Consider the following 25,048-nt stretch of genomic DNA (forward strand, 5'->3'; position numbering starts at 1 on the left):
GCCCGTTCGAACCGGCCCGACAGGGGTAGAGGATCATGACTTTCACGGTGGCCATCATCGGCCGGCCGAACGTGGGCAAGTCGACGCTGTTCAACCGGCTCGTCGGCAAGAAGCTCGCGCTGGTCGACGACCAGCCCGGCGTCACCCGCGACCGCCGGGAGGGCCAGGCGCGCCTCGGCGACCTCGATTTCACGGTGATCGACACCGCAGGCCTGGAGGAGGCGGATCCCGCCTCGCTCGCCGGGCGCATGCGCGCGCAGACCGAGGAGGCGCTGGCTTCCGCCGACGCCATCGTCTTCGTCGTCGACGCGCGCGCCGGCATCACTCCTCACGACCGCCAATTCGCCGATCTGGTGCGCCGGGCGGCCAAGCCGGTGATCCTGCTGGCCAACAAGGCCGAGAGCCGGGCCGGGATCCTGCAGACCTACGAAGCCTTCGGGCTCGGCCTGGGCGACCCGATTCCCTTCTCGGCCGAGCACGGCGAGGGCCTCTCGGAGCTCTACGACGCGCTGCGCGAGGCGCTTCCCGAGCAGACACGCCTGCCGGATCCCGAGGAGGAGGGGGCCGAGGCGGAGCCGGCCGACGACGCCGACCGGCCGCTGCGGGTCGCGATCGTGGGGCGGCCGAACGCCGGCAAGTCGACGCTCATCAACCGCATGCTGGGCGAGGAACGGCTTCTGACCGGCCCGGAAGCGGGGATCACGCGCGATTCCATCGGTCTCGATTGGGAATGGCGCGGCCGCAAGGTGAAGCTGTTCGACACGGCCGGCATGCGCCGACGTTCAAAGGTGGAAGAAAAGCTCGAGAAGCTCGCCGTTTCCGATGGTCTTCGGGCGGTGAAATTCGCGGAAGTCGTCGTTCTTCTGCTCGATGCGACAATTCCATTCGAAAAGCAGGATCTGGCCATCCAGAACCTGATCGAAAAGGAGGGCAGGGCGCTCGTCATCGCCGTCAACAAGTGGGACCTCGTGGCGGGCGATCCCGGACGGCTGAAGCGCCTGACGGACGATTCGGAGCGACTGCTGTCGCAGGTGAAGGGCGCGCGGATCGTCCCCGTCTCGGCGCTGACCGGTGACGGCGTCGACCGGCTGATGGAGGCCTGCTTCGCCGCCGCCGAGGTCTGGTCGCGGCGCATCTCGACGGCGCGGCTCAACAAGTGGCTGTCGCGTGTGCTCGAAGGGCATCCGCCGCCGGCTGTCTCAGGCCGCCGGATCAAGATCCGCTACATGACGCAGGTGAAGGCCCGCCCGCCGCACTTCGCGCTGTTCGGCAACCAGCTCGACTCGCTGCCGGAGAGCTACACGCGGTATCTGATCAACGGCCTGCGCGAGCAGTTCGACCTGCCGGGCACGCCGATCCGCCTCAGCATGCGCACGAGCGACAATCCCTACGACAAGGAATGACGGACCAGCAGTGACGCGCCCGGCGCGAGCGCGTCCGCTCAGGCCGGGTGCTGGAAATCGACGACCCGCCCGGTGGGGAAGTCGAACAGCTTGCCGCTCTGCTCCCAGGCGGGCGACGCCAGGGCGACGAGGTGCGGCGCCAGATCGTCGGGCGTGCGCAGCGTCATCGGGTCCTCGCCGGGGACCGCGGATTCGCGCATCCGCGTGCGCAGCGGGCCGGGGTTGACCAGCATCACCTTCACATTGGTCGAAGCAGTCTCGGCGGCGTAGGTGCGCCCCAGCGCGTCGATGGCGGCCTTCGAGACGCTGTAGGGGCCCCAATAGGCGTTGCTCTTCCACGAAGCGCCCGAGCTGATCAGGATCGCCCGCCCGGCGTCTGAGGCGCGCAGGAGCGGATCGAGCGAACGGATCAGCCGCCAGTTGGCCGTCACGTTGACGGTCATCACCTGCTCCCACTCCTTGGGCTGCACGTGGCCGAGCGGCGTGATCGGGCCCAGGATGGCCGCGTTGCCGAGGAACACGTCGAGCTTGCCCCAGCGCTCGAAGATCGCGCCGCCCAGCCGGTCCAGCGCTTCCATGTCCTTGATGTCGACCGGCACCAGGGTAGCGCTGCTCCCCACGGCGCGGATCTCGTCGTCCAGTTCCTCCAGCGCGCCCTGCGTCCGGGCGACGGCGACCACGTGGGCCCCGGCCCGGGCGAAGGCCAGCGCGGCGGCCCGGCCGATGCCGCGCGAGGCTCCGGTGACGAGTGCGATGCGATTGTCGAGCGGCTTTGTCATGGACAACTCTTGATCGGAAAAGAACGGCGGCGACGGTCGGTCAGCCGACTTCGGCCAGAAGCGACAACTGCTTGGGTCCCTGCAGGTCGAGGTCGGCCAGCGGGGTAGGATAGTCGCCGGTGAAGCAATGGTCGGTGAACTGCGGCCGCGCCGGGTCGCGGGCCCCTTCTCCCATGGCGCGGTAGATGCCGTCGACGGAGAGGAAGGCGAGGGAGTCGCAGCCGATATAGTCGCGCATCTGATCGAGATTGTGCGTCGCGGCCAGCAGCTTCTCCCGCTCCGGCGTGTCGATGCCGTAGTAGTCGGGATGGGTGATGGGCGGGCTCGAGATGCGGAAGTGCACTTCCTTCGCGCCGGCCTCGCGCATCATCTGCACGATCTTCACCGAGGTGGTGCCGCGCACGATCGAGTCGTCGATCAGCACGATGCGCTTGCCGGCCACCACCGAGCGGTTGGCGCTGTGCTTCAGGCGCACGCCGAGCGCGCGAACGGACTGCGTCGGCTGGATGAAGGTGCGCCCGACATAGTGGTTGCGGATGATGCCCAGCTCGTAGGGAATTCCGATCTGCTGCGCGAAACCGAGCGCCGCCGGAACGCCGGAGTCGGGCACCGGAACCACCACGTCGGCGTCGACCGGCGACTCCATCGCCAGCTCCGCGCCCATCCGCTTGCGCACGTCGTAGACGTGGCGGCCGTGGACGATGGAATCCGGCCGGGAGAAATAGATGTACTCGAAGATGCACGGGCGAGCCGGCTGGACGCCGAAGGGCTTGATCGACTCGATGCCGTCCTCGGAGGCCACGATGATCTCGCCGTTCTCGACGTCGCGGACGAAGCGCGCGCCGATGATGTCGAGAGCGCAGGTCTCGGAGGCCAGGATCGGGCAGCCGTCGAGGTCGCCCAGCACCAGCGGGCGGATACCGAGCGGGTCGCGGGCGCCGATCAGCTTCTTGTTGGTGAGGCCGACGAAGGAATACGCGCCTTCGAGCGCGTGCAGCGCGTCGATGAAGCGGTCCATGAAGCGCGGCCTGCGGCTGCGCGCCACGAGGTGAAGGATCACCTCGGTGTCCGAGGTCGACTGGCAGATCGCGCCGTCGCGCACGAGCTGGCGGCGCAGCGTCAGGCCATTCGTGAGGTTGCCGTTATGCGCCACGGCGAAGCCGCCGCCGTCGAGCTCGGCGAACAGCGGCTGCACGTTGCGCAGGATCGTTTCGCCCGTGGTCGAATAGCGCACATGGCCGATGGCGCGGTTCCCCTGCAGCCGCGCCACCGTGTCCGCGTCCGAGAAGGTGTCGCCGACCAGCCCCAGCGCCCGCTCCGTATGGAAGCGCGCTCCGTCGAAGCTGACGATGCCGGCGGCCTCCTGGCCCCGGTGCTGCAAGGCGTGGAGGCCGAGCGCCGTGATGGCCGCCGCGTCGGGATGCCCGAAGATGCCGAAGACGCCGCATTCCTCGCGCAGGCGGTCTCCGTCGAGGTCCAGAAGGTCGTCGCCATAGGAGGCGGACCCGGCCAAGCCGCGACGCTCGTTCATCACCGACCTCATCTTGTCCGCCCGAAGGCGCGGTTCACGGGCTCGGGGCCGGAGTGGCCGTGGAGCCGATCAGCTGTTGAAGGGTCTGCTGCTCGGCCTTCTTGTAGAGCGGGCCGGGCGCGTTCTCCGTCTTCTTCTGGCCCGCGGGCGGCGCAGTCTGCGGAGCCAGCGGCGCTCCGGGCGCGGCCGGCGGCTCGCCGGGGTCGCCCTGGTTGCGGTTGCGCGCCTTCCACTTGGCGAACAGGCCTTCCGGATCGTCCGGCAGCACCGCGATGATCTGGTCGCCGGCCGACCGCAGCACCGGCTGCAGCTTGGCGCCACGCACCCAATCCGGCTGCTGCTTGTCGCCCACCAGCTTGTCGAAGAAGACGAAGGCGATGACGGCGATCAGCAGTCCGCGCGCCGCGCCGAACAGGAAGCCGAGCGTGCGGTCCAGCGCGCCGATGCGCGAGTCCAGCACCAGGTCCGACAGCTTCACCGTCAGGAAGGACACGATCACCAGCGTCGCCAGGAAGACGCCGCCGATGGCCGCGGCCAGCGCGACCTGCGGGTTGCTGATATAGTCCTTCACCAGCGGCAGCACCATGGGGTGGAAGGCGTAGGCCGCCGCCGCCGCCGCGACCCACGACACGATGGCCAGCACCTCGCGCGTGAACCCGCGGATGGCGGCCAGAAGCGCCGAGATGAACACCACGCCGATGACGACGAGATCGAGGGCTGTGACCGGCAATTGGCTCATGGGGTCTCGGCGATGACAGGTCCGATGGGCAACGTCTTATAACGGCGCAGGTCAGGCCCGTCACGCCTCTTGGTCAGCGTCACGCGCGCCGTCCCCCGCCTTGCGCCACGTTTCTGGAAGCGGCCTTGGCCGCGATCCCCGCGACCAGTTCGGAGACGTCGCCCGCCGTTTCGATCTCGATGGGCGGCCGACCCGCGCTGTCGATGCCGGCCCGGGGAGCCAGGGCGGACTGAAATCCGAGTTTTGCGGCTTCTTTGAGGCGGCTCGCCGCCTGCGCGACCGGCCGCAACGCGCCCGTCAGGGCGATCTCGCCCATGTACACGCGGTCGGCCGGCAAGGGCACACCGGCGAGCGAGGAGACGAGGGCGGCGGCGGCGGCCATGTCGGCGGCGGGTTCGTTGATTCGCAGGCCGCCGGCGACGTTGAGGTAGACGTCGTGCTGGCCCAGGCGCAGCCCGCCATGCGCCTCGAGCACGGCCATCACCATCGACAGGCGGCTCGGGTCCCAGCCGACCACGGCGCGGCGGGGCGTACCCAGCGCCGTCGGCGCGACGAGCGCCTGGAACTCGACCAGAAGCGGGCGCGTCCCTTCCATTGCGGCGAACACGGCGGTCCCCGGCGAGGCGGTGTCGCGGCCCGCCAGAAACATCGCCGACGGGTTGGGCACCTCGGCGAGGCCGAGGCCGGTCATCTCGAACACGCCGATCTCGTCCGTCGGCCCGAAGCGGTTCTTGACCGCGCGCAGGATGCGGAACTGGTGCGCGCCGTCGCCCTCGAAGGACACGACGGCGTCGACCATGTGCTCGACCACGCGCGGCCCGGCGATCTGGCCGTCCTTGGTGACGTGGCCGACGAGGATCACCGCCGTCCCGCTCGCCTTGGCGAAGCGGATCAGCGTCTGGGCCGAGCCGCGCACCTGCGTCACGGTGCCGGGCGCAGCCTCGACCGCCTCCGTCCACATGGTCTGGATCGAATCGATCACCACCAGGCGCGGCGGCTCGCCCTGCGAGAGCGTGGCGATGATGTCCTCGACGCTCGTTTCGGCGGCCAGCTCGACATTGGCGCCGGAGAGGCCCAGGCGCTCGGCGCGCAGGCGCACCTGACCGGTCGCTTCCTCGCCCGAGATGTACACGACGCGATGGCCCGCGCCGGCGAGCGCCGCGCAGGCCTGCATAAGCAGGGTGGACTTGCCGATGCCCGGATCGCCGCCGAGCAGCAGCACCGAGCCCTTGACGAAGCCGCCGCCGGTGACGCGGTCGAGCTCGGCGATGCCCGACGCCACGCGGGGCGCTTCGGCCTGGTCGCCCTTCAGCCCCTCCAGCCGGAACACGCGCCCACGGCCGCGCGGACCGCGCACCGGCGAGCCGCCTCCCGGCAGGGGCGGCGAGGCGGCCTCCTCGGCGATGCAGTTCCATTCGCCGCAGGCGTCGCAGCGTCCCTGCCAGCGCCCGTACACGGCGCCGCAGTTCTGGCAGACATAGGAGAGGGTGCGTTTGGCCATCAGCGTCCGATCACCCGCCTGTGGGCGCGCCGCCCGAGCTGGGTCAGCACCTCATAGCCGATCGTGCCGGCGCGCGCAGCGAGGTCGTCGACGGTGATTTCGTGGTCGAGGATCGAGACCAGCGCGCCGCGCCGGACCGCGGCGGTCGGCGCGTCCGTGACGTCGAGGACGAGCATGTCCATCGAGATGCGGCCCGCGACCGGGCAGCGCACGCCGGCGACGATCGCTTCCGCCCCCGAGCGCATGTCGCTCGACGAGGCGTTGCCGGGAAAGCCGTCGGCGTAGCCCAGCGCGACCGTGGCCAGTCGCGAGGGGCGGCGGGCCGTCCAGCGACCGTGATAGCCGACCGTCTCGCCGGGACCGACCTCCCTGACCTGCAGGATGCGGGCCTCCAGCCGGACCACGGGGACCATCGGATTGCGCTCCCACGGCGTCGGATTGCCGCCGTAGAGGGCATAGCCGGGGCGCAGGAGATCGTGATGGGCGCGCGAGCCGAGGAACACGCCCGACGAGTTGGCGAGGCTGCCCGGCACTCCCGGAAAGCTCTGGCGCAGGGCGGCGAAGATCTCGATCTGGCGCTCGTTGACGAGGTTGTCCGGCGTCTCCGAGGCGACCAGGTGGCTCATCAGCAGCGAGATCGCGAAGCCGGGCCGGAAGACCTTGTCGCGGCGGGTCCATTCGACGGCGTCGCGCGCGGTCAGGCCGAGGCGGTTCATCCCCGTGTCGACGTGGACCGCCGCCTCGCCCGCAATGCGCTCCGCCGCCACGAACGCCGCCCACTCCGCGATCTCGTCCAGCGAGCCGAGCACCGGGCGGAGCCGATGGCGCGCCAGCGTCGCGGCTGTTCCCGGCAAGAGGCCGTTGAGGACGTAGATGTCGGCCTCCGGCGCGAGCGCCCTCAGGGCGACTCCCTCCGAGGGTAGGGCGACGAACATCGTCCGGCATCCCGCCGCGACGAGGGCCGGGGCGGCGACCTCGAGCCCCGTTCCGTAGGCGTCCGCCTTGAGGACGGCCGCGCACTCGCAGGACGGCGCGCGCGCGCCGATCCGCCGCCAGTTGGTGGCGATCGCCTCCGCGTCGATGGTGAGGATGGCGCCCGACGCATGGTCCGACGCGCCGGCGGGCGCGTCGCCCGGCGGGCGTCGGTTCAGGCCGGCGTCGGCGTTCACATCCGCTCCGGAAGGTGGTCTTCGCGGGCCAGATCGGAGAAGCGGGTGATCTCGGCGTCGAAGTGCAGCTGCACGGTTCCCGTCGGGCCGTGGCGCTGCTTGCCGATGATCACCTCGGCGCGGCCGTGGATCTGCTCCATCTCGGCCTGCCACTTGAAGTGTTCCTCGGTGCCGGGCTTCGGCTCCTTGTTCTTGTGGTAGTACTCCTCGCGATACACGAAGAGCACGATGTCGGCGTCCTGTTCGATCGAGCCCGATTCGCGCAGGTCCGACAGCTGCGGGCGCTTGTCGTCGCGGTTCTCGACCTGGCGGGAGAGCTGCGACAGCGCGACGATCGGCACCGAGAGCTCCTTGGCCAGCGCCTTGAGGCCGGTGGTGATCTCGGTCAGCTCCTGCACGCGGTTCTCGCCCTTCTTGGCCGAGGCGGACAAGAGCTGGAGATAGTCGATGACCAGGACGTCGAGGCCCTTCTGCCGCTTCAGCCGGCGCGCCCTGGCGGTGAGCTGGGCGATGGAGATGCCGCCGGTCTGGTCGATGTAGAAGGGAATGCGCTCCATCTCGCGCGCCGCGTCGGCCACGCGGGCGAACTCCGTTTCGCCGATCTCGCCGCGCCGGATTTTGTAGGAGGCGACGCCGGACTGCTCGGCGATGATGCGGGTGGCGAGCTGCTCGGCCGACATTTCCAGCGAGAAGAACCCGACGATGCCGCCGTCGAGCCGCTTCACCGTCCCGTCCGGCTGGCGCTCGCCGGCATAGGCCCGTGCGATGTTGAAGGCGATGTTGGTGGCCAGCGACGTCTTGCCCATGGCCGGGCGGCCGGCGAGGATCACGAGGTCGGAGCCCTGCAGCCCGCCCATCATGCGGTCGAGGTCGGTGATCCCCGTCGAGATGCCCGACAGCTTGCGGTCGCGCTTGAAGGCCTCGGCCGCCATGTCGATGGCGCCGCGCAGGGCCTCGGAGAAGTTGAGGAAGCCGCCCTCGTAGCGGCCCTTCTCGGCAAGCTCGAACAGCTTGCGCTCGGCGTCCTCGATCTGCTTGCGCGGCGGCTCGTCGACCGGCGCATCGTACGCCATGTTGACCAGGTCCTCGCCGATCGTGATGAGCTGCCGGCGCATGGCGAGGTCATAGATCGTGCGCCCGTAGTCCTCCGCGTTGATGACGGTCGTCGCCTCGGCGGCGAGGCGCGCGAGGTAGTGCGACACCGTCATGCCGCCGAGGTCCTGGTCGCCCAGGAAGGTCTTGAGCGTGATCGGCGTGGCGATCTTGCCGTTGCGGATCAGCGAGCGGGCGATCTCGAAGATCCGCCGATGCACGTCTTCGGAGAAATGCTCGGGGTCGAGGAAGTCCGAGACGCGGTAGAAGGCGTCGTTGTTGACGAGCAGCGCGCCGAGCAGCGCCTGCTCCGCCTCGATATTGTGCGGGGCGGTGCGGTACTGGGGCTCCATGCCCCCGGCCGCCGGGGACGCAAGAGTAAGCGCGGTCGCCATGTCGATTCGGTATCCCGTTGAGCGCGCAGTCTAGCAGGACGGGTCCCGAATGGCGGCTGCAACTCGCGCGCCGTCCCGGCAGTCCCCGTTCCCCACATGGCCGAGAAGGCGTTCCGGCGCCGCTTGACTGCGGCCCAAATGCCTCACGCGGGAGCGCGCAAACGAAAACGCCCGGCCGGAGCCGGGCGTCTCTTGTTCGTCGGACCGGGGCTCAGAGCTCCTGGTCGCCGCCGGCCTCGGCCAGCGCCGCGCCGATGTCGAGGCCGAGCTCGTCGAGATTGGCCTCCTCGCGGCCCTGCAGCACGCTCTCGCCGCGACCCTGGCGCTCGGCCTCGTCCTGGCTGCGGGCGACGTTGATCGTCACCGTCACCTCGACCTCGGCGTGCAGGTGCACGGGCACCTGGTGCAGGCCGATCGACTTGATCGGGGTGTTGAGGACGATCTGCTGGCGATCGACCGAGAAGCCGCCGGCGGTGAGGACGTCGGCGAGGTCGCGCGTCGAGACCGAGCCGTAGAGCTGGCCCATCTCGCCGGCCTGGCGGATGATCACGAAGCTCTGGCCGTTCAGCTTCTCGCCGACGGCGGCGGCCTCGCCGCGCGCCTCGAGGTTGCGGGCCTCGAGCTGGGCGCGCTGCTCCTCGAAGCGGGCCTTGTTCTCCTTGGTGGCGCGCAGCGCCTTGCCGCGCGGCAGCAGGAAGTTGCGGGCGAAGCCGTTCTTGACGCGAACGGTCTCGCCCATCTGGCCAAGCTTGGCCACGCGCTCGAGCAGGATGACTTCCATGGGACTCTCCTTGGGTTCAGATCGTGGGTGTGGGTGGTGAAGGGGTGGACCCCGCCAGCTTGCGGGCGCGCATGCCGAACAGGCTGTCGGCGACGCCGGCCAGCGCGTAGAGCAGCACCGGCCAGCCCGGCAGGATGAAGAACGTGATGTAGACGGCCGAGAGGATGCCGCCGCGCCCGGCGACGCCCGTCGTCAGCACGTGGACCACCGCGAGGCCCTGCAGGCAGTAGGCCATCAGGGCGGCCGCCGCGACGGAGCGCGCGAACAGGCCGGCGAAGCCGGACAGGACGAGCCCGCCGACGATCCCCACCCCGAGCAGCGCCAGCCCGATGCGGGGAATCTCGGTGCGCGCGATGGCCGGCCACGGGCGGGGCAGCCGCCCCGACGCCCGGACGATGCGGGCGGCCAGCCACAACAGCGCGATGGACGAGCCGACGCTGAGCGCCGTACTGATCGGCAGGGCCACCGCCGCGAGCAGGCGCGCCAGGTCGGTGACGGTCGCGGTGCGGTCGTCGGCCGCGAGGCCCTCGAAGGCGTTGGGGTTCATCCGCTCGATGAGCGGCACGACCCGCTCCGCGAAGCCGGCGACCAGGCCGTCGTAGTCGGTCGAGATCATGAGCGCGCCGAGCAGCGTCAGGCCGGCGGAGACGCCGACGATCCACAGCAGCAGCCGGCCGAGCGGATACCACTCCTCCGTCGCGCCGTCGCTGCGCGCGAGCAGCAGGAGATAGGCGAACAGCCAGGCGGGAGCCGCGATGCTGACGAGATAAAGCAGCCCCGGAGCGAGCCCGAAGGCGAGCCCGACCATGGCCGCGCCGGACAAAGCGGCGATCAGGCCGGCGCGATGGTTCCAGCCCAACGCGGCCAGAAGCACGGGGAGCGGCGCGACGAAATAGAGGGCGAACGCGATCGGGTTCCCGGTCGTCAGGACCGCGAACAGAAGGGCGGAAACGAATCCCGCGCCGGCGCCGATGCCGAGAAGCGTACCCATGTCGAGCTGTCCCGCCTCATCCGAGGGGTTAGGGCGGGGGCTGGCCCCGTCCAACAAACCCGGCGGCGACCGCCGGGCGACGAAGCCGGCCGCGCGAGCGGCCGGCGAGACGAAATCCGGCGAGGCCGGACGAGGCGGGCCGGCTGACGCCGGCGCGCCAGACTTACGCGATCACGTACGGAAGCAGGCCCAGGAAGCGGGCGCGCTTGATCGCCTTGGCGAGCTCGCGCTGCTTCTTGGCCGACACGGCCGTGATGCGGGACGGCACGATCTTGCCGCGCTCGGAGATGTAGCGCGACAGCAGGCGCGTGTCCTTGTAGTCGATCTTCGGCGCGTTCGGGCCGGAGAACGGGCAGGTCTTCCGACGGCGGAAGAACGGACGACGGGGAGCAGCAGCAGACATCAGATGGCCTCCTCGGCCGGAGCCTCGTCACGACGGGGCGGGCGGGGCCCGCGATCACGGTCGCCGCCACGGCCACCGCCGCCGCCGAAGCGGCCGCCGCCGCCGCCGAACCGGCCGCCGCCGCCGAAGCCACGGTCGCCGCGGTCGTCACGCTCGTCGCGGTCGCGCTTCTGCATCATCGCCGACGGGCCTTCCTCGAGCTCCTCGACGCTGACCGTCATGAAGCGAAGGATGTCTTCGTTGATGCGCATCTGGCGCTCCATCTCGGCCACGGCGGCCGGCGGGGCGGAGATGTTCAGAAGCGAAAAATGAGCCTTGCGGTTCTTCTTGATCCGGAAGGCGAGCGTCTTGACGCCCCAGTACTCGATCTTCTCGACCTTGCCGCCGTTGGCCTCGATGACGGACTTCATCTGTTCCGTCATGGCCTCGACCTGCTGGGCAGTCACGTCCTGCCGCGCAAGGTACACATGCTCGTAAAGAGACATTCAGTGTGGCCTTTCACTCGGTTCGCTTCCGGCGCGAAGCCCTTCGGGCCTCGTGAAAGGCCCGAACGGGAGGTATCCGAAGGCGGAGACACGGGAAGACGGGGCGAGCGCCCCTGCCTCGATCCGGCGAACCGGCGCAAGACCTTCCGTTCAGCCCCCGGCCGGAAGCTGCGAAGGGCGCTCTTTATACCGGCGGCCCGCCGCGCGCAACCCGTGCGGCCGTCTCGCACTGCAAAAATCCCGCCCTCGGCTTGACAAGCCGGGCTCGCCACAGCACCACCACGCGACTTTACAGGTTCTCACGCGAGGGTCGCATGTCCGCTGCGTTCATTTTTCCCGGTCAGGGCAGCCAGTCCGTCGGCATGGGCAAGGCGCTCGCCGAGACGTTCCGTCCCGCGCGCGAGGTGTTCGACGAGGTCGACGCGGCCCTTGGGCAGAAGCTCTCGGCCCTGGCGTTCGAGGGCCCTGAAGCCGAGCTGACCCTGACCGCCAACGCCCAGCCGGCCCTGATGGCGGTGAGCCTCGCGGTGCTGCGGGTGCTGGAGGCCGAAGCGGGCCTCGACCTCGCCCGCGACGCCAAATTCGTCGCCGGCCATTCGCTCGGCGAATATTCGGCGCTCGCCGCGGCCGGCTCGCTCACGATCGCCGAGACGGCGCGCCTGCTGCGCATCCGCGGCGACGCGATGCAGGCCGCCGTGCCGCCCGGTCAGGGCGCGATGGCGGCGTTGCTGGGGCTGGAGTTCGACGCGGCGGCAGAAGCCGCGGCCGAAGCCGCCCAGGGCGAGATCTGTCAGGCCGCCAACGACAATGGCGGCGGGCAGGTCGTGATCTCCGGAACGAAGGCCGCCGTCGAGCGCGCCATGGAGATCGCCAAGGGCAAGGGCGCGCGCCGCGCGGTGCTTCTGCCCGTCTCCGCTCCCTTCCATTGCGCGCTGATGCAGCCGGCGGCGGACGCCATGGCGAAGGCGCTGGCGGGCGTCGACATCCGCGCGCCGCGCGTGCCGCTGGTGGCCAACGTGCATGCCGCTCCTTTGACCGACCCGGCCGCCATCAGGGACTCGCTCGTGGCGCAGGTCACCGGGACCGTGCGCTGGCGCGAGAGCATGGCCTATATGGCTAATGCCGGCGTGACGGCGTTCTACGAGCTGGGCGCCGGGAAGGTCCTGTCGGGCCTCGCCAAGCGGCTCGCCGAGGGGGCCGAGGCCGTCTCGGTCGGCACGCCCGACGACATCGCCGCCTTCATCGCGCGCCGCAAGGCCTGACATCCCCAGTAATTCACGGAGACGCTCCATGTTCGACCTGACCGGCAAGACCGCCCTGGTGACGGGCGCGACGGGGGGAATCGGCGGCGCGATCGCGCGCGCCCTCCACGGGCAGGGGGCCGTCGTGGCGCTCTCCGGCACGCGTGTCGAGGCGCTGAGCGCGCTGGCCGCCGAGCTGGGCGAGCGCGCCCACGTCCTTTCGGCCAACCTCGCCGACAAGGACTCCGTCGAGGCGGTCGTGCCCGCCGCCGAGGCCGCGATGGGCCACCTCGACATCCTCGTCAACAACGCCGGCGTGACGCGGGACAATCTGTTCATGCGCATGAAAGACGAGGAGTGGGACACGGTGATCCGCGTCAACCTCGAGGCCGCCTTCCGCCTGATGCGCGCCAGCGTCAAGGGCATGATGCGCCGCCGCTACGGCCGCATCATCTCCATTACCTCCATTGTGGGCGTGACGGGGAATCCGGGGCAGGGCAACTACGCCGCGTCCAAGGCCGGCCTGGTCGGCATGACGAAGTCGCTCGCCGCGGAGGTCGCCAGCCGCAACATCACCGTCAACTGCATCGCGCCGGGCTTCATCGAAACGCCGATGACCGACGCCCTGAACGACAAGCAAAAGGAATCGATCCTCGGCAACGTGCCCATGGGCCGCCTCGGCACGGGCCCGGACATCGCCGCCGCGGCCGTCTACCTGGCCAGCCAGGAAGCCGCCTACGTGACGGGTCAGACGCTGCACGTAAATGGCGGAATGGCAATGATCTGAGCGGCTTGCAATATCTTGTTGAAACGGCGCGTCACCATGTCGCGCCACTCGCCTTCTGAAATAAAGCGTGTTATCTACCGCCGACGTCCAATGGGGGCTTGACGGCACTTCCGCTGCGGCGTTTTCAGGTCGTGCTGTAGCCGGGCTGAGCACCAGTCGGTCTGCAAGACCCCCAACCGACCGACCCGAGGGGGCCGGTATCCTTTCCTGGCTGAGGCGCCGTGCGCCCGGCCGCTGTGAATGAGGTTCAAACATGAGCGACATCGCCGCCCGCGTGAAGAAGATCGTTGTCGAGCATCTCGGCGTCGAGCCCGAGAAGGTGATCGACAGCGCCAACTTCATCGACGACCTCGGTGCGGACAGCCTCGACACCGTCGAGCTGGTGATGGCTTTCGAGGAAGAGTTCTCGGTCGAGATCCCGGACGACGCGGCGGAGACGATCCGCACGGTCGGCGATGCGGTGAGCTTCCTGGAGAAGAAGGCGGCCTGAGCCGCCTTCCGTCGTCTCCGGCAGGGATATGGGCACCATGCGGCGTGTTGTCGTCACGGGTCTCGGGATGGTGACGCCGCTGGGATGCGGCGTCGACGTCTCCTGGAAGCGGCTGATCGAGGGCCGCAGTGGCGCGGTCCGGATCCAGAACTTCGACGTCAGCGATCTGCCGGCCCGCGTCGCGTGCCAGATCCCGCGCGGCGACGGCTCCGACGGCACCTTCAATCCCGACCAGTGGATGGAGCCGAAGGAGCAGCGCAAGGTCGACGAGTTCATCGTCTACGGCATCGCCGCCGCGACCCAGGCCCTCCAGGACGCCGGGTGGAAACCCGAATCCTACGAAGACCAGATCTCGACCGGTGTGCTGATCGGATCGGGCATCGGCGGCATCGGCGGCATCTACGACGCCTCGATCACGCTGGCCGAGAAAGGCCCGCGTCGCATATCCCCCTTCTTCATTCCCGGCCGCCTTATCAACCTGGTGTCGGGCTACGTCTCGATCCAGCACGGACTCAAGGGCCCCAACCACGCCGTCGTGACGGCCTGCTCGACGGGCGCGCACGCCATCGGCGACGCCGCGCGGCTGGTCGCCCTGGGCGATGCGGACGTGATGGTGGCCGGCGGCGCCGAGTCGCCGATCAACCGGCTGTCGCTGGCCGGCTTCGCCGCCTGCCGGGCGCTGTCGACCGGCTTCAACGACGAGCCCACCCGGGCATCCCGCCCCTACGACAAGGACCGCGACGGCTTCGTGATGGGCGAGGGCGCGGGCGTCGTGGTGCTCGAGGAGCTGGAGCACGCCAAGGCGCGCGGGGCCAGGATCTACGCCGAGGTGATCGGCTACGGCCTGTCGGGCGACGCCTATCACATCACCTCGCCCAGCGAGGATGGCGACGGCGCGTATCGCTGCATGACCGCCGCACTCAAGCGCGCCGGCATCGCGCCGTCCGACGTCGACTACATCAACGCGCACGGCACCTCGACGCCGCTGGGCGACGAGATCGAGTTGAAGGCGGTCGAACGCCTCGTCGGCAACGCGGCCGGCGACCTCGTGATGTCTTCGACGAAGTCGTCCACCGGGCATCTTCTCGGGGCCGCCGGCGCCATCGAGGCGATTTTCTCCCTGCTGGCGATCCGTGACGGCGTCGCTCCCGCGACGTTGAACCTCGAGAATCCGTCGGTGGAGACGCCGGTCGACCTCGTGCCGCTGACGCCGCGCCGGCGTCAAATCGACGTGGCCCTGTCGAACTCCTTCGGCTTCGGCGGGACGAACGCCTCGCTGGTGTTCCGCCGGGTCTGACGAGCCGATCCGGCCGCCGACACGGTGTTCGGCGGACCGGAAACGGTTCGCCCTTTCGCCATATTTCGGGTTAGGGTGCTGCCGTGCGCGCGAGCGGCCGCCGATTCCGCACGCCCGCCCGGAAGCAAGCAGGATCTATGGTCGAACAGAACGAGCCGACTCCCCCGGACGAGACGCCGACGAAGCCCGCGCGCGGCCTGTTCGGCCGCACGAAGAGCGCCCCGCCCACGCCGCCGTCCGAACCCGCTCCCGACCTTCGACGCGAGCGCCCGCGCCGCCCCATCGTGAACTTCTTCAGCGGCGCGCTGACGCTGGTCATGGTGCTGGCCCTGGCGCTCGGCGCCGCGCTGTTCGTCGGCAAGGTGCAGTTCCACGCTCCGGGGCCGCTCCAGGCGGAGAAGGTCGTGATGGTGAAGGGCGGCGTCGCCGACGTCGCCGACCAGTTGCAGCGGGAAGGGGTGATCGAGCACCCCATGCTCTTCATCACCGGCCTGCAGGTCCTGGGCAAATCGTCGCAGATCAAGGCGGGCGAGTACCTCTTCAAGGAGCACGCCAGCCTCAACGACGTGGCCGACACTCTGGTCGAGGGCAAGGCGATCCTGCACACCCTCACTATCCCCGAAGGCCTGACCAGCCTGCAGATCGTCGAGCGGCTGCGCGAGAACGACGTGCTGGTGGGCGACATCCTCGACATTCCGCGCGAAGGCGCGCTGCTGCCCGAGACCTACAAGTTCTCGCGCGGCATGACGCGCGCCCAGCTCGTCGAGCGCATGCAACAGGAGCAGGCGAAGGTTCTGCGCGAGGTCTGGGCCAAGAAGTCGGCGGACCTGCCCATCCGCAGCCCGCAGGAACTGGTGGTGCTGGCCTCGATCGTCGAGAAGGAAACCGGGCGCGCCGACGAGCGGCCGCGGGTCGCGGGCGTTTTCGTCAACCGGCTCGTGAAGAACATGAAGCTCCAGTCCGACCCGACCATCGTCTACGGGCTCGTGGGGGGCAAGGGCACGCTCGGGCGCGGTCTTCTCAAGAGCGAGATCGACCAGGCCACGCCCTACAACACCTACGTGATCCCCGGCCTTCCGCCCGGCCCGATCGCCAATCCCGGCCGCGCCGCGCTCGAAGCGGTCGCCAACCCGTCGCGGACGCGCGAACTCTACTTCGTGGCGGATGGCACCGGCGGCCACGTCTTTGCCGAGACTCTCGACCAGCACTCCAAGAACGTCGTGCGCTGGCGTCAGATCGAGGGCGAGAAGAAGGACGTCACGCCGACGGCGGCGGACGACCCCGCCGCGAACGGCAAGAAGACCGACGCTGGCGGCCCTGCCAACGGCCGGACGACGCCGCTCGGCCCGCGCGGCAACCTGGACGCCGTGGCGGGGACGCCGAAGGATCCGCTGCTCAACAAGAGCTTCGACCTGAATTCCCCGAAGACGGTGCCTCAGCTCAAGCCCTGACGCTCCGGCGGGCTTGAGACGGGGCGAGGCGGGCCTTATGGTGCCGCCGCGTCGCCGAGCGAGCGGCGCGGCTTCGCCCGTTTTCGGCGCGTCTCGCGCCGGTCCGTTCCGCACCGGAGTAGGTGGATGGCACTGTCGAGCATGACCGGCTTCGCGCGGGAGACCGGCGCGTCCGGCCCGTGGACGTGGGCGTGGGAGCTGAAGACGGTCAACGCCAAGGGTCTGGACGTGCGCGTCCGGGTTCCGCCGGCGCTCGAGTCCATCGCCGAGGAGTGCCGACAGCGCATCGGCAAGGCGATCAGCCGGGGCACCTGCTTTGCCACGCTGAACGCCACCCGCGAGGCCGCGCCCACCGTGGCCCGCGTGAACACCGAGTTGCTGACCTCGCTGGTGGAGGCGCTGGCGCCCTTCGATGGGCGCATGGGCCTGCGCGCGCCCTCGGTCGGCGACCTGCTCGCGGTGCGCGGCGTCGTCGAGGTCGTCGAGGGCGCGGAGGACGCCGGCGCGGTGGCCGCCGCAGGGGCGGCGATGCTGGAAGGGCTCGACATCGCGCTCGCCGCGCTATGCGCCACGCGGCTGGAGGAGGGGCGCGCGCTCGCCGCCATCCTCACCACCCGCATCGAGACCATCGCCCGCCTGGCGGCGGCGGCCGACGCCTGCCCGGCCCGCAAGCCGGAAGCGATCCGCGCGCGCCTCGCCGAGCAGATCGCCACCCTGGTCGGCGCCTCGGCCGGCCTCGATCCGAACCGCCTCTACCAGGAGGCCGTGCTGCTGGCCTCCAAGGCCGACGTGCGCGAGGAGATCGACCGGCTAGGGGCGCACGTGGCGGCCGCCCGCGACCTTCTCGCCAAGGGCGGCCCGATCGGCCGCCGGCTGGACTTTCTGGCGCAGGAATTCTCGCGCGAGGCGAACACGCTTTGCGCCAAGGCGAACGACGTGTCATTGACCGCCATCGGGCTTAACCTCAAGACGGAGGTCGAGCAGTTCCGCGAGCAGGTTCAGAACGTCGAGTGATCGCCATGTCCGCCCATCTCGAAAACGACATCATCGGGCGGCGGGGCCTGATGTTCGTGCTTTCCTCGCCCTCCGGCGCGGGCAAGACCACGCTGACGCGCCTGCTTCGCGACGAGGAGCCGAGCCTCACGCTGTCGGTGTCGGTCACCACCCGCGCGCGCCGGGCCAGCGAGGTGGACGGCATCCACTACCGGTTCATCAGCCCCGAGGAGTTCTTCGACCTGCGCGAGCGCGGCGAATTGCTGGAATGGGCGGAGGTCCACGGCAATTTCTACGGCTCGCCCCGGCGCGAGATCGAGCGCTCGCTGGCGGCCGGCCGGGACATCCTGTTCGACATCGACTACCAGGGCGCCATGCAGGTGCGCGAGAAGGCGCCGGACGACGTGGTCAGCGTCTTCATCCTGCCGCCGTCGATCCCGGAACTGCGCCATCGTCTGGAGCGGCGCGCCGAGGATTCCGCCGAGGTGATTTCCCGCCGGCTGACCGCCGCCAAGGGCGAGATCGGCCGCTGGCGCGACTACGACTACGTGCTGGTCAACGACGACCTGCAACGCACCTTCGCGCGCCTGCGGGCGATCCTGTCGGCCGAGCGGCTGCGCCGCGAGCGCCAGACGGGGCTGACGAGCTTCGTCGAGGGACTTCTCAACGACCTCTGAGGTCGCGCATCGCGTTCGCGAGGGAGACGAAGCCCTCGACGGGGATGGTCTCCGCGCGGGCCGTGGGATCGAGGCCGGCCCGTTCGATCAGGGCGGCCGTGTCCAAAGCGAGAGGCTTCAGGCTCTGCCTCAGCATCTTGCGCCGTTGCCCGAACGCCGCCTGGGCGACCTCCGTCAGGTCGCGGAGGCGGCAGGGCAGCGGATCCGCCCTGGGCGTCAGGTGCACGACGGACGACGTGACCTTCGGCGGCGGCGTGAAGGCGGCCGGCGAGATGTCGAACAGGATGCGCGCGCTCGTGCGCCAGCCGCACAGCACGGCCAGCCGCCCGTAGTCCTTGGGCTGGGCCGGCGTCGCGACGATCCGCTCGGCCACCTCGCGCTGGAACATCAGCGTGAAGCTCTCGAAGATCGGCGGCCAGGGCTCCGCCTCGATCCACCCGGTCAGCAGCACGGTGGCGATGTTGTAGGGCAGGTTCGCGACAATGCGCACCGGTCCCTCAAGGCCGAGCCGGCTCCAGTCGATCTCCAGCGCGTCGCCCGAAATCACCTCGAGCCGCCCGGGATAATGGCCCGCGATCTCCGCCAGCGCCGGAAGGCACCGCTCGTCGCGCTCCACCGCGACCACTTTCCTCGCGCCCATCGCCAGCAGGGCGCGCGTCAGCCCGCCCGGACCCGGGCCGATCTCGACCGCCGTGACGCCGTCGAGCGGCCCGGACGCGCGGGCGATGCGCGCCGTCAGGTTGAGGTCCAGCAGGAAGTTCTGCCCCAGCGACTTCTTGGCCTGCAGGCCGTGCGCCTGGATCACCTCGCGCAGCGGCGGCAGGGCGTCGATGGCGCTCATGGCGTGCCGGCGACGCTCAGGCGGCCGGCCAGGCGCAGCGCGGCGATCAGGCTGTCGGGCCGCGCCACGCCCCGCCCGGCGATGTCGAACGCCGTGCCGTGATCGGGCGACGTTCGCACGAAGGGCAGGCCGAGCGTGACGTTGACGCCGTCGTCGAACGCGAGCGCCTTGATCGGGATCAGCGCCTGGTCGTGGTACATGCACAGCGCGACGTCGTAGCGGGCGCGCGCGCGGGCGTGGAACATCGTGTCGGCGGGCAGGGGGCCGGTCACGTCCAGCCCCTCGGCCCGCAACTGCTCGACCGCGGGCCGGATCACCGCGTCGTCCTCCAGCCCCAGCGCGCCGCCTTCCCCCGCGTGCGGATTGAGCCCCGAGAACGCCAGCCTGGGCCGGGGCAGCCCGAACCGCGCCGCCATGTCGCGCGCGACGATCCGGGCGGTGTCGACGATCAACTCGGTCGTCAGCAGGTCCGGCACGCGCCGCAGCGGCACGTGGATGGTGATCGGCACGACGGCGAGGGTTTCGGACCACAGCATCATGACGGGGAGCGGCGACACGCCCCACAGCCGGTTCGCCAGTTCCGCGAGATACTCGGTGTGGCCGGGATGCGTGAAGCCGGCGGCGTAGAGGACCGACTTGGCGATCGGATTGGTGACCATCGCGGCCGCGCGGCCGTCCCGCACGAACTGCGCCGCCATGTCGATCGAGGCGATCGTCCCTGCCGCGCTGGCGGGTTCCGGCAGGCCCGGCTCGACGGCGGCCGAGTGGCCGGTCGGAATGACGGGCAGTGCGTCGTCGCCTGGGTCGAGGGCGTCGGGCGAGGCGACTTCGACGACGCGGATGGCGAGGCCCAGGCGCTGGGCGGTCCGCCGCATCAAGTCGGGGTCGGCGATGAGCGCGAATCTCGGCGCTCCGGACTCTGCCCGGCCCGCCCATGCGCGCAGCGCCAGCTCGGGACCGATTCCGGCGGGGTCGCCCTGGGTCAGGACCAGCGGCGGACCGCCGGCGCGGACGCTCACTGATTCACCCCGTCCGTCGCTCCGATGGACGGCGTGAACGAATAGCCGGCCGCGCCGAGCGTGCGCAGTTCCAGCCGGAGCATGACCGTCTGGACGCGGTCCTTCGTGCCTTCGGAATAGGTTTGCTTCGCCGAATTCGAGTAGATGATGCCCAAGGTGGTGCAATCGTCAGTGTAGCCGGCCCCGACCGTGACGGCGCTGATCGAGATGGCGTTCGAGATCTGGCCGCCGGGATTGTAGAACTTCTCGGCGTCCTGGCGGCCGAGGTCGACGGCGACGCCGCCCGACACGTAGATGTTCGGCGTCACGGCCAGCTTCGCCTGGGTGACGAAGCCTTCCCGCGTCGTATAGAGGCCGAGCTCGGGCTGCGGAGCGTAGCGCGCGTAGAGGATGCTCGCGGTCAGACGGTCATAGGTCCCAACCGCCTGGAGCTCGAGCCGCTGCAGCGCGAAATCCTCCTGCGAGAAGCGCCCGCGCGCGATGAAGTTGATGTTCCCGAAGGGGCTCATCTGGATGCGGGACACGTAGGAGGAGCGCGCGTCGCTCAGGCCCGAATCGAGCCCGGTCCGCGCGAGGTCGGGGTTGGCGTAGGAATTGAGGCCGGCGACCTGGTAGGACTGGCCGAACAGGAAGCTGCCGAAGCCCCCGTTGGGGCCGTTATAGGTGTACTGCGCGCCGACATTGGCGCGCGTGCCGCCTTCGATCCGGTCGTAGCCGGAGAACTTGTTGACGCTGAACAGCGTGGTGTCGTCGAACACGAGGCTTTGCGCGTCCTCGTTCGGCATCCGGCCGATCTGGGTCTCGTTGGGGCGCGCGATGAGCTGCGCGATCGGCTCGACGATGTGCGTGCCGAAGTCGGTCTGGGCCACGAACGGGTAGCGATACGTGCCGCCCACGGCGGGCATGAACCGGCCGATGACCTCGCCGCTCGTGTCGATGAACAGCGGCAGGTACTGGTTGTACTGGCCCGTCGTGCTCAGCGCCGGAAAGGCCACGTCGCCCCGCATCGAGGCGAACGGGGTCCATGTCTGCCCGAGCGGATCGATGAAGGTCCTGCGCCAGGCGACGTCGACCGAGCCGCGGGAGTAGGTGCCGGCGACGCCGCGCACGAAACAGTCAGTCGGGTTGTAGAAGCCCGGGGCGCAGGTGTCGTACGTGGCCTTGCCGTCGACCTTGACCTGATAGTTTCCAGGCTGCCCGGCGGCGTTCACAAGGCTCTGGTAGGCCGTCTGCTCGCGCGTGATCGTGGTGATGTTGCCGCCGATCGTCAGTTCGCCGCCGAGGACGCCCGGCCCCGTGAAGCGGCGATCATAGTCGACAACGGGCGCGGCGACCGGCAGCTGCTTCTGCCAGTCGGCGTAGGAGAGGCCGCGGAAATAGTAGCCCCGCGCGTCGAAGAAGCTGCGTTCGCCCTGTCCCCGCAGGAACATGGTCGAGACGCTTTCGCGGAAGCCCGTCCAGTTGAAGTCGGTGATGTTGGTGACGTTGTACTTGTAGTTCTGGTTGAACCACTTGTCGCTGGCGGCATGGATATCCCAGCCCCACTGCCACTTGTCGTTGATGACGAAGTTGCCGGCGGTGTCGACGGAGCCGCGGAACGTCTTGTCGCCCGCGCCGAACGGAGGCTGCAGGAACGCCGACCTGTCCTGCTGGAAGATGCCGGCGGCCCGGATGTTGTAGCTGCCGTTGACGAGGCGATGCCGCCACTCGGCCTGGCCCAGCACGCCCTGGCGGGTCAGGAAGGTCGGCGTGATGGTCAGGTCGTAGTTGGGCGCGATCGCCCAGAAATACGGAATCGACACCCCGTAGCCGAGCGCCGTCGACGCGATGTAGTGCGGGGCGAGGAACCCCGACTTGCGCTTCACCGTCGTGTCGGGAGCCGAGAAATACGGGAACCACGCGACGGGCATGCCCCAGAACTCGAGCGTCGCGTCCTCGTAATAGACGGTCTGCTCTTCGTTCTTGTGGATGATTCGCTTGGCGCGGACCTGCCATGTCGGCGGCTTGGAGGGATCGTCCTTGCACGGCTCGCACGCCGTGTAGGTGCCCTTCTCGAACACCGTCGTCTCGCCGGCGGTGCGCTCGGCGCGCGGCGCCGCGAAGCGCGTGCGGTCGGTCGTTTCGATCCGCAGGGAATCGATGAACCCGTCCTTGAAGTCGTCGGTCAGCTCGAAGCGGTCGGCATAGAACACCTGGCCGTCGGCTTCCGTCAGCTTGGCGTTGCCGCTTGCATAGACCCGGTTGGCCTTGCGGTCGTAGGTGACCTTGTCGGCCTCCAGCACGCGGCCCTGGTAATAGAGCTGGGCATTGCCCGACGCGGCGACGGTGTCGTTGTCGCGGTCGTAGACGAGCTCGCGCGACTCCACGAGGAGCTTGTCGTCGCCCTTCTTGGCCGTAGCCTGGGTCTTGCGCGCCAGGATGTCGGACGCGGTCTGTCCATAGGCGAGCTCGATGACCGACGCCGTCGCCCCGAGCGTGCTCAAGCCGAGTGCCAGGGCGGTTATGTAACGTCTGTCAACCATGCTCGAACCACGTTGGCCGAAGATACGCACGGCCCGTCATCACCCGTCCTCTTGATACAATAGAGCGAGCGTTCCGAGCAAACTCCCAACGACGGCCGGAGACCACGCCGCGACCGTCGTCGACAGAATTCCTGCCGCGCCGAGATCCTCAACGAGTCGGGTTGCGACGTACAGCAGAAAGCCGCACGCGACGCCGCCGAGAACCATCCGCGCAATACCACCAAATCGGAAAAATCTTAAGGAAACAGAAGCGGCCACGAAGACCATCGCCACAAAGAGGAGAGGGCGGGCGAGCAGGGACTGGTACTGCAGGCGGTAACGCGTCGCGTCGAGCCCGGCCCGCTCGGTGCGCTCGATCAGGGCCGGCATGTCCCACACGGGCACGGCCTGGGCCGCCGAAAAGGACTGGCGCACCTGCTCGGGCGTCAGATTGGTGGCGATGACGTAGGAGGCGAAGCTCCTGGGCTCCTCCTCCGGCGTGAACAGGCGGGCGTTCTGCAATTCCCAGAAGCCGCTGCGCAATTCGGCCGTATCGGCTTCGACCCGGCTCTGGAAGCGGCCGTCCTTGTCGAACTCGAAGAACGTGACCTGCCCAAGCTGCTCGCCGGACGCGCTGGCCCGTTCCGCCCGCACGATCGCCTGCCCGTCGACGCTTCGCTGGCGCACCCAGTATTGCTGGTCGGCGGCCGGCTTCGACTTGCCGAAGCGCTTCGCCTCGATCTGCGTCGCCCGGTCCTTCAGCGTCTGCGCCAGCGGGTTGTAGACCGTCACCGTAAGCAGGCCGATCACGGTCGCCACCACGATGGCCGGGAACAGGAACTGCCAGGCCGACACGCCGGCGGCGCGGGCGACCACGAGTTCGAGCTTGCGCGACAGGTTGAGCAGCGCCGCCATGGCCCCGAACAGCACCGCGAACGGCAGGATCTGTTCGGCGATGGCCGGCGTGCGAAACAGCGCGAGTTGCGCCAGCAGCACGGTCGGAATGTCGGCGACATCGCCCGTCCGCCGCACCAGCTCGACGAAATCGAGCGTGTAGATCAGCCCGAACACGGTCAGGAACACGCCGGCGACGGCCCGCAGGAACTTGCCCGAGAGATAAAGCCCGAGGGTCTTGCCGATCACCATGGTCAGCCCCGCGCGGCCTGCAGCCTGGCCGCCCGCGGAACGCGCGGCGATTTGCGCTGGAACAACCCCGGATTGAGAAGGCCGACGAGGCCGATCGCCGTGCCGGCGAGCGGAATGAGATAGACCAGCGGGACCGCCCACGCCGCGCGGACGATGAGGCTCGACGCGGCGAAGCCGGCGATTCGCAGCGCGATGACGGCGACCACCGCGCCGGCGATGGCCATGCCCCGGCCCTGGCGGGTCGTGCGTGCGGCGCCGAGGCCGGCGAGCCCGAGGGCCATGAACGCGAACGGATAGAGCGGCGCGGAGAGCCGGTCGTGCAACTCCGCGCGGAACCGGCCGGCATTCGCCTTCACGTACGGGTCGTTCATGTCGAGCCCGAGGATTTCGCCGGTGCTGCGCTCGCGCGGCTTGTAGGTGACGACATCGCCGTCCGAACCGAACTGGCTGAGGTCGATGGCGTAGCGCTCGAACGTGACGATGTTCGGGCTGCGGCCTCCCGGCTGGTCCGCCTGGACGCTGCCCTTCTCGAGCACGAGATAGGGCACGCCGTCGGATTCGGTCGTCTGGCCGCGCTCGGCGATGTAGGTGCTCACCTTGTCCTTGTCGCGCCGGTCCTGCATGAAGATGCCGAGCAGCGCCTCGCCCGATTTTTCGCGGTAGTGGAACGTGATTCCGGCGTCCAGCGTGGTGAACTGCCCTTCCTTGACGATCTTCGTCAGGAAGTCCGCACGGATATGCGTCAGCAGGTCGCGCAGGTCGCGGAAGCTCGCCGGCATGGCCCAAAGGGTCATCGTGCTGACGAGCAGGGAGGCGAGCACGGTGAGCGCCAGGAAAGGCCGCAGCAGCCGCTTGGGCGGCAGGCCGGCGGCGCTCATGACGATGAGCTCGCTGTCGCCGTTCAGCTTGTTGAGCGTGTAGAGGGTGGCGATGAACACCGCCACCGGCGCGATGATCGTGATCAGGGCGGGGATGGACAGGCTGGTCACGGCGAGGAAGACCAGGATGGTCTGGCGCTTGGCTGTGAGCAGGTCGAATTCGCGCAGGGCCTGCGTCGTCCAGATGACCGCCGTCAGCGTCAGGAGGGTCGCGAGGAAGGCGACCATCGACGTCCGGAAGATGTACCGATCCAGGATGCTCATCGAGGCGCGCCGTTCTCCTTCGCGGTCAGCCGTAAAGGCTCCCGCCGCCGCCGACAAGTGCGGCTTCGGGGGACACCATGCGGGCCGGGCGGAGGCGCCAGCGCTCATGTGACTGGAAAGATGGCGAATGGCTCGGTAGAAGCTGGAATGTGGCCTTCACGAGGCGCGTCCCGCGCCGTCGGCGGCTCCTGACC

Annotated in this window: 23 protein-coding genes; 8 read left to right on the plus strand and 15 right to left on the minus strand. The window is 69.4% G+C overall.

Annotated elements, in window-relative coordinates; translation table 11 throughout:
* Positions 1 to 35 precede the first annotated feature (35 nt).
* Positions 36 to 1,403: a ribosome biogenesis GTPase Der gene (der, locus tag NK718_RS17100; protein WP_256515684.1), complete on the plus strand. Its 1,368-nt coding sequence runs from the start codon at positions 36 to 38 to the stop codon at positions 1,401 to 1,403.
* Positions 1,404 to 1,441: 38 nt separating this feature from the next.
* Here the strand turns inward: der and NK718_RS17105 are convergent, their stop codons facing one another.
* The 10 genes from NK718_RS17105 to rpsF form a co-directional block, all read right to left on the minus strand.
* On the minus strand, positions 1,442 to 2,182 hold the full coding sequence (locus NK718_RS17105; protein WP_254744746.1) for an SDR family NAD(P)-dependent oxidoreductase: 741 nt from the start codon (positions 2,180 to 2,182) through the stop codon (positions 1,442 to 1,444).
* Positions 2,183 to 2,222: 40 nt separating this feature from the next.
* Positions 2,223 to 3,713 carry an amidophosphoribosyltransferase gene (gene purF / locus NK718_RS17110; protein ID WP_254744748.1) on the minus strand — a complete coding sequence of 497 codons (1,491 nt, stop codon included), beginning with the start codon at positions 3,711 to 3,713 and terminating at the stop codon, positions 2,223 to 2,225.
* A 34-nt stretch (positions 3,714 to 3,747) separates the two neighbouring features.
* On the minus strand, positions 3,748 to 4,443 hold the full coding sequence (locus NK718_RS17115; protein ID WP_254744901.1) for a CvpA family protein: 696 nt from the start codon (positions 4,441 to 4,443) through the stop codon (positions 3,748 to 3,750).
* Positions 4,444 to 4,531: 88 nt separating this feature from the next.
* Positions 4,532 to 5,953, minus strand: a complete 1,422-nt coding sequence (radA, locus tag NK718_RS17120; protein ID WP_254744750.1) for a DNA repair protein RadA — start codon at positions 5,951 to 5,953, stop codon at positions 4,532 to 4,534.
* Positions 5,953 to 7,122: an alanine racemase gene (alr, locus tag NK718_RS17125; RefSeq protein WP_371877314.1), complete on the minus strand. Its 1,170-nt coding sequence runs from the start codon at positions 7,120 to 7,122 to the stop codon at positions 5,953 to 5,955. Before alr ends, radA begins: the two co-directional genes overlap by 1 nt.
* On the minus strand, positions 7,119 to 8,609 hold the full coding sequence (locus NK718_RS17130; RefSeq protein ID WP_254744752.1) for a replicative DNA helicase: 1,491 nt from the start codon (positions 8,607 to 8,609) through the stop codon (positions 7,119 to 7,121). Before NK718_RS17130 ends, alr begins: the two co-directional genes overlap by 4 nt.
* A 211-nt stretch (positions 8,610 to 8,820) precedes the next feature.
* Positions 8,821 to 9,390, minus strand: a complete 570-nt coding sequence (gene rplI / locus NK718_RS17135) for a 50S ribosomal protein L9 (protein WP_254744754.1) — start codon at positions 9,388 to 9,390, stop codon at positions 8,821 to 8,823.
* Positions 9,391 to 9,406: 16 nt separating this feature from the next.
* Positions 9,407 to 10,381: a DUF2232 domain-containing protein gene (locus NK718_RS17140; RefSeq protein ID WP_254744756.1), complete on the minus strand. Its 975-nt coding sequence runs from the start codon at positions 10,379 to 10,381 to the stop codon at positions 9,407 to 9,409.
* A 163-nt stretch (positions 10,382 to 10,544) separates the two neighbouring features.
* The gene (gene rpsR / locus NK718_RS17145; protein ID WP_254744905.1) at positions 10,545 to 10,787 is read right to left on the minus strand and encodes a 30S ribosomal protein S18; all 243 of its coding nucleotides are present in this window, start codon (positions 10,785 to 10,787) and stop codon (positions 10,545 to 10,547) included.
* Positions 10,784 to 11,269 carry a 30S ribosomal protein S6 gene (rpsF, locus tag NK718_RS17150; protein ID WP_254744758.1) on the minus strand — a complete coding sequence of 162 codons (486 nt, stop codon included), beginning with the start codon at positions 11,267 to 11,269 and terminating at the stop codon, positions 10,784 to 10,786. The genes rpsR and rpsF overlap by 4 nt, the downstream gene beginning before the upstream one ends.
* A gap of 314 nt (positions 11,270 to 11,583) precedes the next feature.
* Here rpsF and fabD point away from each other — a divergent pair, with 314 nt between their 5' ends.
* The 7 genes from fabD (at position 11,584) to gmk (ending at position 18,205) form a co-directional block, all read left to right on the plus strand.
* A complete protein-coding gene (fabD, locus tag NK718_RS17155; RefSeq protein WP_254744760.1) occupies positions 11,584 to 12,531 on the plus strand; it encodes an ACP S-malonyltransferase in 948 nt (315 codons plus the stop codon).
* A 28-nt stretch (positions 12,532 to 12,559) separates the two neighbouring features.
* Complete coding sequence (fabG, locus tag NK718_RS17160; protein ID WP_254744762.1) at positions 12,560 to 13,297, plus strand: 3-oxoacyl-[acyl-carrier-protein] reductase; 738 nt, start codon at positions 12,560 to 12,562, stop codon at positions 13,295 to 13,297.
* 253 nt (positions 13,298 to 13,550) lie between these two features.
* On the plus strand, positions 13,551 to 13,787 hold the full coding sequence (locus NK718_RS17165) for an acyl carrier protein (protein ID WP_254744764.1): 237 nt from the start codon (positions 13,551 to 13,553) through the stop codon (positions 13,785 to 13,787).
* 37 nt (positions 13,788 to 13,824) lie between these two features.
* Positions 13,825 to 15,084 (plus strand): beta-ketoacyl-ACP synthase II, encoded by a 1,260-nt coding sequence (gene fabF, locus NK718_RS17170; RefSeq protein ID WP_254744766.1) that lies wholly within the window; start codon positions 13,825 to 13,827, stop codon positions 15,082 to 15,084.
* Between the two features lie 137 nt (positions 15,085 to 15,221).
* The gene (gene mltG, locus NK718_RS17175) at positions 15,222 to 16,535 is read left to right on the plus strand and encodes an endolytic transglycosylase MltG (protein WP_254744768.1); all 1,314 of its coding nucleotides are present in this window, start codon (positions 15,222 to 15,224) and stop codon (positions 16,533 to 16,535) included.
* A 126-nt stretch (positions 16,536 to 16,661) separates the two neighbouring features.
* Positions 16,662 to 17,549: a YicC/YloC family endoribonuclease gene (locus tag NK718_RS17180; protein WP_254744770.1), complete on the plus strand. Its 888-nt coding sequence runs from the start codon at positions 16,662 to 16,664 to the stop codon at positions 17,547 to 17,549.
* Between the two features lie 5 nt (positions 17,550 to 17,554).
* A complete protein-coding gene (gmk, locus tag NK718_RS17185) occupies positions 17,555 to 18,205 on the plus strand; it encodes a guanylate kinase (protein ID WP_254744772.1) in 651 nt (216 codons plus the stop codon).
* Here the strand turns inward: gmk and rsmA are convergent.
* From rsmA to lptF, 5 genes are all read right to left on the minus strand, one after another.
* Positions 18,192 to 19,046 (minus strand): 16S rRNA (adenine(1518)-N(6)/adenine(1519)-N(6))-dimethyltransferase RsmA, encoded by an 855-nt coding sequence (rsmA, locus tag NK718_RS17190; protein ID WP_254744774.1) that lies wholly within the window; start codon positions 19,044 to 19,046, stop codon positions 18,192 to 18,194. The genes gmk and rsmA overlap by 14 nt on opposite strands.
* Positions 19,043 to 20,065 carry a 4-hydroxythreonine-4-phosphate dehydrogenase PdxA gene (gene pdxA, locus NK718_RS17195; RefSeq protein ID WP_254744776.1) on the minus strand — a complete coding sequence of 341 codons (1,023 nt, stop codon included), beginning with the start codon at positions 20,063 to 20,065 and terminating at the stop codon, positions 19,043 to 19,045. The genes rsmA and pdxA overlap by 4 nt, the downstream gene beginning before the upstream one ends.
* The gene (locus tag NK718_RS17200; RefSeq protein ID WP_254744778.1) at positions 20,062 to 22,548 is read right to left on the minus strand and encodes an LPS-assembly protein LptD; all 2,487 of its coding nucleotides are present in this window, start codon (positions 22,546 to 22,548) and stop codon (positions 20,062 to 20,064) included. Before NK718_RS17200 ends, pdxA begins: the two co-directional genes overlap by 4 nt.
* A gap of 78 nt (positions 22,549 to 22,626) precedes the next feature.
* Positions 22,627 to 23,712: an LPS export ABC transporter permease LptG gene (lptG, locus tag NK718_RS17205; RefSeq protein WP_254744780.1), complete on the minus strand. Its 1,086-nt coding sequence runs from the start codon at positions 23,710 to 23,712 to the stop codon at positions 22,627 to 22,629.
* Between the two features lie 2 nt (positions 23,713 to 23,714).
* Positions 23,715 to 24,854, minus strand: a complete 1,140-nt coding sequence (gene lptF, locus NK718_RS17210; protein ID WP_254744782.1) for an LPS export ABC transporter permease LptF — start codon at positions 24,852 to 24,854, stop codon at positions 23,715 to 23,717.
* Between the last annotated feature and the right edge of the window lie 194 nt (positions 24,855 to 25,048).

The sequence above is a fragment of the Alsobacter ponti genome (assembly GCF_024294805.1).
GTDB classification, from domain to species: domain Bacteria; phylum Pseudomonadota; class Alphaproteobacteria; order Rhizobiales; family Beijerinckiaceae; genus Alsobacter; species Alsobacter ponti.